Below are 13,506 nucleotides of genomic sequence, written 5' to 3'. Positions count from 1 at the left end.
ACACCTCGGTCCCGTGCGGCTGCGAGCCGTACGGGACCGAGGGGCGCTCCTGCCTGAGAGGTCAGTGCTCGCCGTTGATGCCGGCGGGCAGCGCTGCGACGAAGGGGTGGTCGCGCTCGATCAGGCCGAGCTTGGAGGCACCACCGGGCGAACCGAGCTCGTCGAAGAACTCGACGTTCGCCTTGTAGTAGTCCTTCCACTCCTCCGGAGTGTCGTCCTCGTAGAAGATGGCCTCGACCGGGCAGACCGGCTCACACGCACCACAGTCGACGCACTCGTCCGGGTGGATGTACAAGGACCGCTGGCCCTCGTAGATGCAGTCGACGGGGCACTCTTCGATGCATGCCTTGTCCTTGACGTCGACACAAGGCTCCGCGATGACGTAGGTCACGCTCTCGTTCCTCCTCATAAGGGCTTTCCATATCGCGCGGGAGCGCGGCGTCGTCGATGCCCGCCTCTAGTATCTCCGTTCCCGGGCACGATCCGAACAGGAGGGGCGGACAGAGCTGTGGAAATCACTGCCGGTGGACGGCTGGAGATCCGGATTACACCCGCTGACGTGGGTAAACGAGTCTCTGTGCGACGGGTGGAGCACGGCTCGACCGGGACCCCCTGTTTCACGGACACCGTAGGGGTTCTCACATCCTGGAACGGCGGTGTGGTGACGATCACACGAAAGACCGGCGAGTCCGTCCGCATCGCGGAATCCTCCCTGGTCGCGGGCAAGGTCGTACCGGCCGCGCCGGCCCGCCGCAGGGGGCCCGCGGCCTCCTTCGAGGAGCTCGCGCGGGTCTGCGCGCGGGCCTGGGTGCCGCTGGAGAGCGAGCCGCTGGGCGAGTGGACGCTGCGCGCGGCCGGCGGCTTCACCCGCCGGGCCAACTCCGTACTGCCGCTCGGCGATCCCGGGGTTCCGCTGGACGATGCACTCGAGCGGGTGACGGCCTGGTACGCGCGGCGGGGGCTTCCGGCCTACCTCCAGACCGCCACGGGGGCCGCGGGCACGCAGGAGCTGCTGTGCGCGGAGCTGGAGGCCCGGGGCTGGGCCCGCGAGGTGTCGGCGCAGGTCCAGGTCGGCGGGCTGGCGGCGGTGGCGGACCTGGACGTGGACGAAGCCGTGGTCGCGGGCGTACGGCTGACCCGTACTCCGGACGAGAACTGGCTCTCCCGCTACGGACGGGTCAAGGACCCGGAGACCGCGCGCCGCGTCCTGACGGCGGGGCCCTCGGTGTGGTTCGCGACGGTACCCGGCCGGGCGATCGGGCGGCTCGTGGTGGACGGCCGGTGGGCCGGGTTCGCGGCGGTCGAGGTCGACCCGGAACACCGGCGCCGCGGCCTCGCCTCGGCCGTGATGGTGGCGCTGGCGCGGCGAGCGCTGGAGGAGGGCGCGTCGGCCGCGTGGCTCCAGGTGGAGAGCGACAACGCCGGGGCCCTGGGGCTGTACGGGGGGATGGGCTTCGGGACGCACCACGCGTACCACCATTACCGCCGGGCGGCCCGATGACCTCGCCCTGGCGGGAGCGGTTCGCCGCCGAGGCGCGGGCGGAGCGGCCCGACCTGGCCACGCTGTGCCTGCTGCTGGCCGCGGAGGGGGACCCGGATCTCGACGAACGGGCCATGGACTGGGCGCAGATCGAGCTGGACCGGCTGGCGGGGATGCTGCCCTACGGGCTGCGGGGCGCTCGCGCGTGGGCTTCGGCGGTGTCCGAACTGCTGGGCGGGCGGATGGGTTTCCACGGCACCCCGGCCGACTACGACCGGCTCTCGTCCTCGCTGCTGCACGAGGTGCTGCGGCGGCGCCGGGGGCTGCCGATCCTGCTGTCCGTGGTCTGGCTGGAGGTGGCCCGGCGGGCCGGGGCCCCGGTGTACGGGCTGGCCCTGCCGGGGCACTTCGTGGTCGGCTTCGGGGATCCGGAGGAGGGCGTGGTCGTCGACCCCTTCGCGGGGGGCGCCTCGCTGGGCGCGGGTCCGGCGGAGCTGGCGGCGGGGCCGCGGACCGCGGCGCGCACGATGGACATCGTCCTGCGGATCCTGAACAACATCCGGGCGTGGGCCTCTTCCCGGCCCGAGCACTCGGGGGTGGCGCTGTGGGCGCTGGACCTGGCGCTGCTGCTGCCCTCGCATCCGGCGGCCTTGCGGTACGAGCGGGCGAAGCTGCTGGTGGAGCGGGGGGAGTTCGCGGCGGGGGCTTCGGAGATGGAGTCCTACGCGGTGGTCGTGGACGTGATCGATCCGCCGTCGGCGGTGCGGATTCGTGCCGAGGCGACGGCCGCGCGGGCCCTGCTGAATTAGGCCCGTCGGGCTCCGGGGGGGGTCCCCCGGTTCCGCCGTTCCCCGGGCGCTGCCCGGACGGCTGAGAAGAACGGGCCGGAGCCCCTCCCCGCATGCGGGGAGGGGCTCCGGTTGTGCGGGCCGGGCGGGGTCAGCTCGGGTTGGTTTCGATGACCGCGGTGCGTTCGGCAGTGGTTTTGCCGCGCAGGGCCTTGCCCAGGACCACGGCGACGTCCTGCGGGGTGACGGCGGTCTTCTGGCCGGTGCCGCGCATGATGAGGACGCCGTCGAAGGTGTTCCCGTAGGCCGTCTTGAGGGCTTCCAGGTCGTACTTCTCGACGAGGTGGCCGTCCACGACCTGCATGCTCAGGATCTTCGGCAGTGACTTGGCGCCGAGCGGGATGGACTTGGTGCCCGCCTTGACGAGGATCGGCGCCGACATCGCGGGCTGGGCGAAGTCCTTCATGGCCCGGTCCAGTTCGGCCTGGTCGACGACCGGGTCCTTGGTGACGACCGGGAGGACGACGGGGTCGGACTTGCCGTGGGCGACCATGTCGTGGAAGGCCTTGGTCACCATGGTGACGGAGCCGTCCACGTCGAGCGTGGAACCGGCCTTGCCGGGCACGGCGAGGGCCTTGCCCGTGTCGAAGGTGATGGTGCCCTCGGTCACGGAACCGGCGGTGCCGGCCAGCTCCTGGAGCGCCACCCGCAGCTTCTCCTCGTCGGTGGGCAGGACGGCCTCGGCCTCGCGCACGCTGCCGAACAGGGAGCCGATGACCGTGACGGGGTTGTAGTCGCTGCCCGCCGCGTTGCGGACGGTGGTCTGGCTGTCCAGGCTCAGGCCGGCCTTCTCCGGCTTCAGCTCGACCTGCTTGCCGCCGACGGTGAGCTGGAGCGGGGTGGCGGCACGGTTGCCGAAGGACGTCTGGAGCTTGGCGACGGCCTCGTCGCGGGTGCCGCTGATCTCGACGCCGAGCACCGTGGTGCCCTTGGGGACGTCGGAGTGGTTCAGGAGCAGCCCGGCGCCGTAGGCCACGCCGCACAGCCCGAAGAGGGCTCCGCCGATGAGGACCAGCTTGTTGCGGCCCTTCTTGGCGGGCCGGGCCGGGGCGGGCGCGGGAGCCTGCGGCCTGGCCTTGTTCGCGGGCGCCGGGGCGGGTACGGGCGGAAGCTGTCCGGTGGAGTCCAGCTCGGGGCCGGGCCAGCTCGGCTCCTGCGGCCCTGCCCCCGGTACGGAGCCCAGCGCGGGCCCGCCCGTCGGCCCGTCCGGGACGCGGCCCGGGCCGGTGCCGGGCCAGGCGGGGGCGGACGGGACGGGGGTGCCCAGGGCCTGGGCGACGGGACCGGAGCCGGGGCCGTACGCGGCTCCGGCGCCGGGCGGCGGCCCGGCGGGACCGGGACCGGGGCCGGGGCCCTGCGCACCCGGACGGGGGCCACCGGGTCCGGCGGGCGGCGCGGGGTAGCCTGCGCCCGGCCCGGAGCCGACACCGGGGCCACCGGGGCCGGGGCCCGTCGGCGCACCGGGGCGCGGGCCGGCCGGGCCCTGGGCGAAGCCCTGCTGCGCGGGCCCGTCGAAGCGCGGGCCGCCGGGCTGGGCCGGAGCGGGACCGGGACCACCCGGGCGGGGGCCCATGGGCGCGCCCGGGCCGGGGCCCATCGGCGCACCGGGGCCGGGGCCCGTCGGCGCGCCCGGGCGCGGGCCGGCCGGGCCCTGGGCGAAGCCCTGCTGCGCGGGCCCGTCGAAGCGCGGGCCGCCGGGCTGGGCCGGAGCCGGGCCGCGTGCCGGGGCCGGAGCCTGCTGCGGGGCGGACGCGGGGGTGGGCGCGGGGGCCGCCTTGCGGGGAGCGAACCAGTTGCTGGCCGTCTCCTCGCCCGTACTCGGTTCGGGGGCGGCCGGCGGGGCGGCGGCCGGCTCGGGCGCGGGCGCCTCGGCTTCGGGCATGGTCTGGCGTACGACCACGGGCGGAATCGGCCGCGAACCCGGGATGTTGATCCGGATCCGGGTCGTCAGCTGGGTCTCCGTCTTCGGCCCGTCGGAATCGGGTGTGGACGGCTTCGCGGGCGGTGCGGTCACTGAACTCTCCTCCGGGATGGTCGCCGTGCCCGGACCCGGACCGGGGGGCACTGTCATGGTCGGATACTGGCCTGATCCGTACGGCGGCGTACCCGAGGGGTAGGCGGCTTCGCCGCGCCCGTTGGGCCCGGCGGGCGGACTGTCAGTTTCACGGCTCAAGGCAGGTTCTCCCGATCGGCTCCGCCGCCCGTCATAGCGTGCGCGGGCAGCTCGGCGGCCGGTCCACCATACTGGCCACCGCCCGCGTGCACCCGGCCGCCGGGAACGAAGGGTTCCCCTTGACCTCCTGCGCGCCCCCTCCGCAGCCCTCCTGAGCACCTGTCGCCCGGCCGCCGGGGGCGCGCGCACGGACCGGCCGAGCCGCTCTTCAAGGCGTCGTGCGCGGCCGACGCCGCGTCACTTGGCCTTTCCGGCGGCCGAAAGCGGCCGGTCCCCGGGGAGACTCATCGTGGCGCACATCACAGCGAGTACCACTCCACCCAAAAGGTAGACGTACATGCTGATTCCGGACGAACCAAGCAGGAAGTCCCCCTCCGGCCGGGGCACACCGAGCAGCACGTAGGAGAGGAACCAGCCACCCGTGGCCGCTCCCACGCCGATGCCGGTGCCCAGTGCGATCCGGGCGCCGAGGAACAGGCCGAAGAGCGCGAGGAGTGCGAGCGCCAGTCCGCCGGGGAACCACAGGTCGACCACGAGCCAGCCGGCCACGCCGGCGAGCACCCCGGCCGCCAACAGGCCCAGCAGGGCCGCGATCCGCGCCCCGCTCCACGGGGCCGTCATGCCCGTACCCCCGCGAAGAGGTCGCGCTCGCGCTCGCCCGCCGGGACGCCCGGCCGGCCCGCGGCCAACTCGTAGTACTCGTGGGTGAACAGCGGCTGCGCGAGGTCGTTGGAGAGCGCGAAGAAGGGCCCGTCCACGGCGATCTGGGTGGCATGGGCGCGCATCGCCGCCGTCTTGGCGGCCACGAAGGCCTGTTCGGCGGCCTCGTCCCCGCCGATCTCGGCGGTGATCCGCTCGTCGGCCACCACGCCCGGCACGTCGTCCGGCGCGGCGGGCGCCGGGAAGGGCACCTCGCTCCCGGCCTCGCGCAGCCGGGCGAAGCCCTCCTCGACGACCGTGCGCGGCACGCGGTTCCAGTAGAGCTTCTGGATGGCGTGCGCGGACCCGAGGTCCCGGCGGTACGCGGGCTCCGCGGCCAGTTCGGCGGCGCGGGTGGCCACGCGGTGGGCCTGGATGTGGTCGGGGTGGCCGTAGCCGCCGTTCGGGTCGTAGGTGACGAGGACCTGGGGGCGCAGTTCGCGGATCACCTCTACGAGGTACCCCGCCGCCTCGTCCACGTCGGCCGACCAGAAGGCGCCGGGCCGGCGGTTCTGTTCGGCGCCCATCATCCCGGAGTCCCGGAAGCGGCCCGGGCCGCCGAGGAACCGGTGGTCGGCGACGCCCAGTTCCTTCATGGCCTCGGCGAGTTCGCCGACGCGGTGGGCGCCGAGGGTGTCGTCGCGGTCGGCCGTCAGGTGGGCGAGGCCGGGCGGGATGACCTCACCCTCCTCGCCGAGGGTGCAGGTCACCAACGCGACATGGACGCCCTCGGCCGCGTACTTGGCCATGGTGACGCCGTTGTTGATCGACTCGTCGTCCGGGTGCGCGTGCACGAGCAGGAGCCGACGGGCGGGAAGACCGTTCATGGGGGTAACCCTACGAGAAACGGCGGCCCCGCCCCCGAACCCGAACCCCCCTAGAACTTGAGGCCGCTGATCATGCTCGCCACATTGTTGGTCAGCTGGGAGAGCGTCGGGGCCACGGTCGAGCTCGCCAGATAGAAGCCGAGCAGTACACAGACCACTGCGTGACCCGCCTTCAGGCCCGAACGCCGGACCAGCAGGAAGACGACGACTGCCAGCAGCACCACGGCCGAGATCGATAGTGCCACGGCGTTTCACCTCCACGTCGAGCGGACATCGGGTTCGCGTACTCGCAGCTCGGTGCTCGGCAGAGTCATACCCACCGTGCGCTACGGATCATAACTATCCGTACCGCAACAACGATCGATTCCGGCAGCACGAGGGGCGCATGCCGCGCACGTCCGGGGTCACAGGAGTGCCGGCCGGGGAAGCTGTGCGCCTCCCCGGCCGGCTGTCGGCACCCGCACGGCCGCACGAATCCAGGCTGCACGGCCCAGATCTCGGGACAGAAACGGTCAAGTTGCCTGCATGTAAACCGAGTTGCGGGGAGGCGGGGTGCCGTTCACAGCTGTGGCGAGAAATGAGCGGTCCCGGGGCCCCGTGGCTCACTCCTTGGTCGGCGACCCCGAAGGCGGTCCCGGCTGCGGTCCCGAAGGCGGTCCCGGCTGCGGTCCCGAAGGCGGTCCCGGCTGTGGTCCCGAAGCCGGGCCCGGCGGAAGGACGACCCGCTCGGAGGCGAAATGGCACGCCGAGGGGTGGGCCGTCGGGCCGCCCGGGAGGAAGGCCGGGATCTCCAGGAGCGGGACCTCCGAAGCGCAGCGCGCCTCGGCCTTCCAGCAGCGGGTGCGGAAGCGGCAGCCCGAGGGCGGATTGGCCGGGGAGGGCACGTCGCCGGAGAGGATGATCCGCTCGCGGCCCGCGCGCGCCGCCGGGTCGGGGACCGGGACCGCGGAGAGCAGTGCCTGGGTGTACGGATGGGTGGGGTGGTCGTAGATCTGGGTGTCGGTGCCGATCTCGACGATCCGGCCCAGGTACATGACCCCGACCCGGTCGGAGATGTGCCGGACGATCGAGAGGTCGTGCGCGATGAACACGTAGGAGAGGTGGAACTCGTCCTGGAGGCGCTCCAGGAGGTTGACCACCTGGGCCTGTACGGAGACGTCGAGGGCGGAGACGGGCTCGTCGGCGACGATGATCTCGGGCTGGAGGGCGAGGCCGCGGGCGATGCCGATGCGCTGGCGCTGGCCGCCGGAGAACTGGTGCGGGTACCGGTTGATGTATTCCGGGTTCAGGCCGACCACGTCCAGGAGCTCCTGGACCTTGCGGCGCCGGTCGCCCTTGGGGGCCACCTCGGGGTGGATCTCGTACGGCTCGCCGATGATGTCGCCGACCGTCATGCGCGGGTTCAGCGAGGTGTACGGGTCCTGGAACACCATCTGGATGTTGCGGCGCGCGGCCTTGAGGCCCTTGGCGGAGAGCTTGGCGAGGTCCTCGCCCTTGTACGTGATCGAGCCCGCCGTCGGGCGTTCCAGGTTGACCAGCATCTTGGCGACGGTGGACTTGCCGCAGCCCGACTCCCCGACGATGCCGAGGGTTTCGCCGGCCCGCAGGTCGAAGGAGACCCCGTCGACGGCCTTGACGGCGCCGACGTGCTTCTTGAAGAGGATGCCCTGGGTCAGCGGATAGTGCTTGACCAGGTCCTCCACCACGAGGATCGACTCAGCCACCGAGGCACTCCTTCCAGAAGAAGCACGCACTGGCACGGTCCGGTCCGACCTCGGCCAGCGGGGGTACGTCGGTGCGGCAGACGGCCCGGGCCATCGGGCAGCGCGGGTTGAAGGCGCAGCCGGGCGGGATGGCGAGCAGGTTGGGCGGCAGGCCCTTGATGGCGTACAGCTCCTGGCCCTTCTGGTCCAGGCGCGGGATGGAGTCCAGCAGGCCCCGGGTGTAGGGGTGGGCGGGATTCCGGTAGATCTCGTGGACGGGCGCGGCCTCGACGATCCGGCCGGCGTACATGACGGCGATCTTGTCCGCGACGTCGGCGACCACGCCGAGGTCGTGGGTGATCAGGATCAGGCCCATGTTCAGTTCGCGCTGGAGCTCGGCGAGCAGGTCCATGACCTGGGCCTGGACGGTGACGTCCAGGGCGGTGGTCGGCTCGTCCGCGATGATGAGCGAGGGTTCCAGGGCCATCGCCATGGCGATCATGATGCGCTGGCGCATGCCGCCGGAGAACTGGTGCGGGTAGTCCCCCACCCGCTCCCGGGCCGCCGGGATCTTGACCCGGTCCATCAGCTCGACGGCCTTGTTCCGGGCGTCCTTGCGGGACATCCCGCGGTGCACCTCGTACATCTCGCCGAGCTGCGCGCCGACGCTCAGGACCGGGTTGAGGGAGGACAGCGCGTCCTGGAAGATCATGGCCATCTCGGCGCCGCGGACCTTCCTGCGCTCCTCCTCCTTCATCTTCAGCAGGTCCTTGCCCTTGAAGAGGATCTCGCCGCCCGCGATGCGGCCCGGCGGCATGTCGAGGATGCCCATGACGGCCTGGGCGGTGACCGACTTGCCGGAGCCGGATTCGCCGAGCACGGCGAGGGTCTCGCCTTCGGCCACGGAGTAGTTGACCCCGTTGACGGCCTTGGCGACGCCGTCCCGCGTCTTGAATTCCACGTGCAGGTCGCGCACTTCGAGCAGCATGTGCGGGGCTCCTCAGCGCAGCTTGGGGTCGAGGGCGTCGCGCACCGCGTCGCCGAGCATGATGAACGCGAGCACGGTGATGCTGAGCGCGCCCGCCGGGTAGAGCAGCATGTGCGGGGCGTTGCGGATCTGGGAGGCCGCGTTGGAGATGTCGATGCCCCAGGAGACCGTGGGCGGCCGCAGGCCGACGCCGAGGAAGGACAGGGTGGCTTCCAGGGCGATGTACGTGCCGAGCGCGATGGTGGCGACCACGATGACGGGCGCGATGGCGTTGGGCGCCACGTGCCGCAGCAGCATCCGGCCGTTGCCGGCTCCGAGCGCCCGCGCCGCCTGGACGTAGTCGTTCTGTTTGGCGGTGATGACCGAACCGCGGGCGATGCGGGCCAGCTGGGGCCAGCCGAGCAGCACGATGAAGCCGACGACGGGCCAGACGGTGGTGCTGGTGACCACGGACAGGAAGACCAGGCCGCCGAGGACCACCGGGATGCCGAAGAAGATGTCGGCGACCCGGGAGAGCAGCGCGTCGCCCCAGCCGCCGAAGAATCCGGCGAGCCCGCCGAGCGCGGAGCCGAGGAGGGCCGCGCCGAGGGTGGCGCAGATGCCCACGGTGATGGAGGCGCGGGCCCCGTAGACGGTACGGGTGTAGACGTCGCAGCCCTGGGTGTCGTAGCCGAAGGGGTGGCCCGGGGACGAGCCCTCCTGGGACTTGGACAGGTCGCACTGGAGCGGGTCGCCGCTCGCGATGAGCTGGGGCCAGATGGAGATGACCACGAGGAAGAGGATCAGCAGCGTGGAGACGAGGAAGACGGGGTTGCGGCGCAGTTGGTGCCAGGCGTCGGACCACAGGGAGCGGGCCTTCTCCTGCGGGCCTACGGGGGCTCCCCCGAGCTTCTTCTCCAGGCTTTCGCCCTCCTCCAGGGCGAGATCCATGGCGCCCCCCTGGCCGGTGGGGGCGATGGACTCGTGGGGGCCGGGTCCCAGCGGATCGTAGGCGGCGCGCTCGGGATCGGGCTCAGGCATAACGGATCCTCGGGTCCAGGACCGCGTAGAGCAGGTCGACGAGCAGGTTCGCCAGCAGGAAGACGATCACGAGGATGGTCACGAAGCCGACCACCGTCGGGGAGTTGTTGCGCAGGATGCCCTGGTAGAGCTGGTAGCCGACCCCGTGGATGTTGAAGATCCGCTCGGTGACGATGGCTCCGCCCATCAGGGCGCCGATGTCGGTGCCGATGAAGGTGACCACGGGGATCAGCGAGTTGCGCAGCAGGTGGCGGGTGATGACCCGGCGGCGGGGCAGGCCCTTGGCCACGGCGGTGCGGACGTAGTCGGCCTTGACGTTCTCGGCGATGGAGGTCCGGGTCAGCCGGGTGACGTAGGCGAGGGACACCAGCGCGAGGACGATGCCGGGCAGGATCAGTTCGCTGAAGGGGGCGTCCGGGGAGACGGTGGGGCGCACCCAGCCCCATTTGACGCCGAAGACGAACTGGAGGAGGTAGCCCGTCACGAAGGTGGGCACCGAGATCACCACGAGGGTGAGGACCAGCACGCCGCTGTCGATGGACTTGCCGCGCTTGAGGCCGCTGATCACGCCGAGGGTGATGCCGACGACGATCTCGATGGCGATCGCGACGATGGTCAGGCGCAGGGTCACCGGGAAGGCCGAGGCCATGAGTTCGGTGACCTTCTGGCCGTTGAAGGCGGTGCCGAAGTCGCCCTGGAAGATCTGGCCCATGTAGTGCAGGTACTGCTTCCACAGGGGCTGGTCGAGGTAGAGGTCCTTGCGGATCCGCGCGGCGGTGGCGGGGTCGGGGGCCTTGTCACCGAAGAGGGCGGCGACCGGATCACCGAGCGCGTACACCATGAAGAAGATCAGGAACGTGCTGCCGATGAACACGGGGATCATCTGGAGCAGTCGCCGGATCACATAACGTCCCATGGACTGCTCCAGGTTCGATCCGTTGGCGGGTCAGCTGACCTTGATCTGGTCGTACACCGGGACGCTGAACTGGTTGAGCTTCACGTCCGAGACGCGCTCCCCGTAGCCCGCGCTGCCGTTCTGGTACCAGAGCGGGATGGACGGCATCTGCTCGGCGAGGATCTTCTCGGCGTCCTTGAAGAGGCCGGTCGCCTTGGCGGCGTCGCTCTCGCGGTTCGCCGCGTCGACGAGCTTGTCGAACTCCGGGTTGCTGAACTTTCCGTAGTTGGAGGACGCGCCGGTGTAGTAGAGCGGCTCCAGGAAGTTCTGGATCAGGGGGTAGTCGGCCTGCCAGCCGGAGCGGAACGGGCCGGTCAGCTTGAAGCTGCTCTGCTGGTTGCGGAAGTCGGCGAAGGTACCGATCGGGTTGACCGTGCAGACCGGACCCTCGCCGAGCGCGTTGTTGATGCTGTTGCAGACGGCGTCCATCCACTCGCGGTGCGAGCCGGTGTCCACGTTGGAGGTCAGCGAGACCTTGCCGCCGGGCAGGCCGCCGCCCTCCTGGATGAGCTTCTTGGCCTCGGTGGGGTTGAAGGAGCAGGCCTCACCGCAGGCGGTGGCGGAGAATCCGCCCTTGTCGCCGAGGGCCGGGGAGGTCCAGTCCTTGGCCGGGGTGCGGGTCTCGCGGAAGATCTGCTTGGTGATCTCGTCGCGGTTGATCGCCATCGAGATGCCGCGGCGGACCTTGTCCATGCCCTCCTTGCTCCACTGCGGGTCATACAGCGGGAAGGTGAGGGTCTGGATGATGAGGGCCGGCTGGTTGATGTAGCGGTCGCCGAGGTCGTTCGCGACGTTCTTCAGCTGCTGCGCCGGGACGTCGTCGACCAGGTCGAGGTTGCCGGAGATGAGGTCGGTGTAGGCGGTGTTGTTGTCGGTGTAGACCTTCAGGTCCACTCCGCCGTTGACCGCCTTGTCCTCACCCGGGTAGGCGTCCCACTTGCGCAGCTTCATGCCGGTGCCCTTGGTGTACGAGTCCACCGTGTACGGGCCGTTGCCGACGGGCTTCTTCAGCCAGGCGTCGTGGTCGGTGAAGAAGGCCTTGGGCAGCGGGGAGAAGGCCTGGTAGCCGAGGGTCTCGGGCCAGGTGGAGAACTTCTCCTTGAGGGCGACCGTGAAGGTCTTGGGGTCCTTGACGACCAGGCCGGACATGGTCTTGGCCTTGGGGTCGCCCTTTTCGGGGTGGACGTCCGCGTAGCCGACGATGTCGGAGAAGAAGGGCGAGTTGTTCTGCTTCTTGGTGACGTCCGCGCCGTAGTTCCAGGCGTCCACGAAGGACTGCGCGGTGACCGGCTCGTCGTTGCTGAACTTCCAGCCGTCCTTCAGCGTGATCGTGAAGTTCTGGCTGTCGGTGGTCTCGATCTTCTCGGCGAGGAAGTTCTTCGCCTCACCGGTCTCGGGGTCGTACCGCTTGAGACCCCGGAAGAGCATGTCGAGGACCTTGCCGCCCTGGACCTCGTTGGTGTTGGCGGGCTCCAGCGGGTTCTGCGGGTCTCCCCACGAGGAGCTGACGATGCCGTCCGCGCCGCCTCCGCCGCTGTCGCTTCCGCCGCCGCAGGCGGTCGCCGCGAGGGCGACGGCCGCCGCACATGCGGCCCACTTGGCGTGGGTGGCTCCGCGCATGGAGTGCCTCCTCATGGATCCCAAGACTCACTTAGGGCCCAATGTCACCCTATGTGGGATCCCGCACACTCCTCGTTGGACCGATTGCACCCTCGCGCCCCCCGCCTGTCACCCCTGCGAGTGCAAAGCGGACCGTCGCAGCATCAGCTCCCAGGTGTCCACCGAGTGGTACGTGGTCATGCCGTGCGCCTCGTACAGCCGCAGCGCTCCGCTCGCGTTGGCCACGTCCACGTCGAGGCCCAGTGTCGCGCGGCCGCGGGCGGCGTAGGCGGCGAAGCAGTGGCGCAGCAGGAAGGAGCCGACGCCCCGGCCGCGGGCCCGCGCACGAACGCCGAGGTGGCTGAGCCAGCCCATGCTGGTGCGGTCGTCGCGGGTGAGCAGCACCCCTACGTCACCCAGCCCGGGCAGGCTCGCGATCCACACCAGCGACCAGTCCAGGCCGCGGCCGTCGATCTGGTCCAGCCAGGGCTCGTACGGGCGCTCCACGTGCCCGAAGTGCTCCGCGAAGGTCTCCTCGATCAGGGCGTGGGCGCGCCGGCGCTCGCTCTCGTCGCCGTCGCAGGGGCGAAGGGTGAGCCCGGCGGGCGGCTCCGGGGGCGTGTCGGCGGGGCCGAGCGCGCGGGTCAGCACCCGGAAGCTGCGCACCGTGCGGTAGCCGCGGCCGGGCAGCAGTCCGGGGTCAAGGGTGCGTCCCCCGCTCGGCGCGAGCCACAGGTAGGCGTGCGGGGCTCCGGTGGTGAGTTCGCGGGCCCTGGCCTCCACCCGCTCCAGCAGCCGGACGGCGGCCGCGCCGCGCCCCGGCAGGACCCGGAAGTGGCAGTCGGCCCGGCCGGGGCCGGAGTCGGCCCACACCAGGGCGTAGCCGAGGAGGCGGCCGCTCTCGAAGGCGAGGAAGGAATCCGCCTCCAGGTGCACGTCGGGGTGGCGCAGATCGGCCTCCACCGCGCCGAGGTCGGTTTCGGGGCGGCCGATCTCGATGCGGTCGATGGCGTTGTGGAGCCCGCAGATGTCCTCGGCGTCGGAGGGCCCGGCGGGCCGAACGGTGAGCATGCGGGCCATCAGACCATGGTGGCCGTCGGGGCTCCGTCAGCGGCCGGGGGTGCACGGCGCGCGAACGCCGGGACGCGCGAACGCCAGGGCGCCCGCCGCCGGAGAGATCCGGTGACGGGCGCCCTGTGGTGCCGCTGTGCCGC

General features: G+C 71.4%; 13 protein-coding genes. 2 read left to right on the top strand and 11 right to left on the bottom strand.

The features are described 5' to 3' along the window. Window positions 1–61 precede the first annotated feature (61 nt). Window positions 62–391 carry a ferredoxin gene (fdxA, locus tag ACIQV3_RS12840; RefSeq protein ID WP_030011906.1) on the bottom strand — a complete coding sequence of 110 codons (330 nt, stop codon included), beginning with the start codon at window positions 389–391 and terminating at the stop codon, window positions 62–64. Window positions 392–508: 117 nt separating this feature from the next. Between fdxA and ACIQV3_RS12835 the strand changes: the two genes are divergently transcribed. Continuing rightward, window positions 509–1,501, top strand: a complete 993-nt coding sequence (locus tag ACIQV3_RS12835; protein ID WP_403712438.1) for a GNAT family N-acetyltransferase — start codon at window positions 509–511, stop codon at window positions 1,499–1,501. Then, on the top strand, window positions 1,498–2,289 hold the full coding sequence (locus ACIQV3_RS12830; protein ID WP_403712437.1) for a tetratricopeptide repeat protein: 792 nt from the start codon (window positions 1,498–1,500) through the stop codon (window positions 2,287–2,289). The genes ACIQV3_RS12835 and ACIQV3_RS12830 overlap by 4 nt, the downstream gene beginning before the upstream one ends. 130 nt (window positions 2,290–2,419) lie before the next feature. Here the strand turns inward: ACIQV3_RS12830 and ACIQV3_RS12825 are convergent, their stop codons facing one another. The 10 genes from ACIQV3_RS12825 to ACIQV3_RS12780 all read right to left on the bottom strand — a co-directional run bounded on the left by ACIQV3_RS12825 (window position 2,420) and on the right by ACIQV3_RS12780 (window position 13,372). Further along, the gene (locus tag ACIQV3_RS12825) at window positions 2,420–4,342 is read right to left on the bottom strand and encodes a hypothetical protein (RefSeq protein WP_403712436.1); all 1,923 of its coding nucleotides are present in this window, start codon (window positions 4,340–4,342) and stop codon (window positions 2,420–2,422) included. Between the two features lie 396 nt (window positions 4,343–4,738). Next, window positions 4,739–5,122 carry a DUF6113 family protein gene (locus tag ACIQV3_RS12820; RefSeq protein WP_403712435.1) on the bottom strand — a complete coding sequence of 128 codons (384 nt, stop codon included), beginning with the start codon at window positions 5,120–5,122 and terminating at the stop codon, window positions 4,739–4,741. Then, the gene (mshB, locus tag ACIQV3_RS12815; protein WP_403712434.1) at window positions 5,119–6,027 is read right to left on the bottom strand and encodes an N-acetyl-1-D-myo-inositol-2-amino-2-deoxy-alpha-D-glucopyranoside deacetylase; all 909 of its coding nucleotides are present in this window, start codon (window positions 6,025–6,027) and stop codon (window positions 5,119–5,121) included. The genes ACIQV3_RS12820 and mshB overlap by 4 nt, the downstream gene beginning before the upstream one ends. Before the next feature lie 50 nt (window positions 6,028–6,077). Further along, window positions 6,078–6,272 (bottom strand): hypothetical protein, encoded by a 195-nt coding sequence (locus tag ACIQV3_RS12810; protein ID WP_250741735.1) that lies wholly within the window; start codon window positions 6,270–6,272, stop codon window positions 6,078–6,080. A gap of 357 nt (window positions 6,273–6,629) precedes the next feature. Next, window positions 6,630–7,751 carry an ABC transporter ATP-binding protein gene (locus ACIQV3_RS12805; protein WP_403712433.1) on the bottom strand — a complete coding sequence of 374 codons (1,122 nt, stop codon included), beginning with the start codon at window positions 7,749–7,751 and terminating at the stop codon, window positions 6,630–6,632. Continuing rightward, window positions 7,744–8,718, bottom strand: coding sequence for an ABC transporter ATP-binding protein (locus ACIQV3_RS12800; RefSeq protein WP_403712432.1), 975 nt, complete (start codon window positions 8,716–8,718; stop codon window positions 7,744–7,746). The genes ACIQV3_RS12805 and ACIQV3_RS12800 overlap by 8 nt, the downstream gene beginning before the upstream one ends. A 12-nt stretch (window positions 8,719–8,730) precedes the next feature. Then, window positions 8,731–9,738, bottom strand: coding sequence for an ABC transporter permease (locus ACIQV3_RS12795; protein ID WP_403712431.1), 1,008 nt, complete (start codon window positions 9,736–9,738; stop codon window positions 8,731–8,733). After that, window positions 9,731–10,654, bottom strand: a complete 924-nt coding sequence (locus tag ACIQV3_RS12790; RefSeq protein WP_327304767.1) for an ABC transporter permease — start codon at window positions 10,652–10,654, stop codon at window positions 9,731–9,733. The genes ACIQV3_RS12795 and ACIQV3_RS12790 overlap by 8 nt, the downstream gene beginning before the upstream one ends. A 30-nt stretch (window positions 10,655–10,684) precedes the next feature. Continuing rightward, on the bottom strand, window positions 10,685–12,313 hold the full coding sequence (locus ACIQV3_RS12785) for an ABC transporter substrate-binding protein (protein WP_403712430.1): 1,629 nt from the start codon (window positions 12,311–12,313) through the stop codon (window positions 10,685–10,687). A gap of 108 nt (window positions 12,314–12,421) precedes the next feature. Further along, window positions 12,422–13,372: a GNAT family N-acetyltransferase gene (locus ACIQV3_RS12780; protein ID WP_403712429.1), complete on the bottom strand. Its 951-nt coding sequence runs from the start codon at window positions 13,370–13,372 to the stop codon at window positions 12,422–12,424. Window positions 13,373–13,506: the final 134 nt, after the last annotated feature.

Origin of the sequence: Streptomyces sp. NPDC099050 (assembly GCF_044759865.1) — a bacterium.
In the GTDB taxonomy this organism is placed as follows: domain Bacteria; phylum Actinomycetota; class Actinomycetes; order Streptomycetales; family Streptomycetaceae; genus Streptomyces.
Note: the sequence above shows the minus strand (reverse complement) of the source record. Positions and strands in the feature narration are given on the sequence as shown.

Bases quoted from the DNA above. Each gene is read 5' to 3' on its own strand.
- ACIQV3_RS12830 (WP_403712437.1), top strand. From the start codon at position 1,498: ATGACCTCGCCCTGGCGGGAGCGGTTCGCCGCCGAGGCGCGGGCGGAG.
- ACIQV3_RS12820 (WP_403712435.1), bottom strand. From the start codon at position 5,122: ATGACGGCCCCGTGGAGCGGGGCGCGGATCGCGGCCCTGCTGGGCCTG.
- mshB (WP_403712434.1), bottom strand. From the start codon at position 6,027: ATGAACGGTCTTCCCGCCCGTCGGCTCCTGCTCGTGCACGCGCACCCG.
- ACIQV3_RS12800 (WP_403712432.1), bottom strand. From the start codon at position 8,718: ATGCTGCTCGAAGTGCGCGACCTGCACGTGGAATTCAAGACGCGGGAC.
- ACIQV3_RS12795 (WP_403712431.1), bottom strand. From the start codon at position 9,738: ATGCCTGAGCCCGATCCCGAGCGCGCCGCCTACGATCCGCTGGGACCC.
- ACIQV3_RS12790 (WP_327304767.1), bottom strand. From the start codon at position 10,654: ATGGGACGTTATGTGATCCGGCGACTGCTCCAGATGATCCCCGTGTTC.
- ACIQV3_RS12785 (WP_403712430.1), bottom strand. From the start codon at position 12,313: ATGCGCGGAGCCACCCACGCCAAGTGGGCCGCATGTGCGGCGGCCGTC.
- ACIQV3_RS12780 (WP_403712429.1), bottom strand. From the start codon at position 13,372: ATGGCCCGCATGCTCACCGTTCGGCCCGCCGGGCCCTCCGACGCCGAG.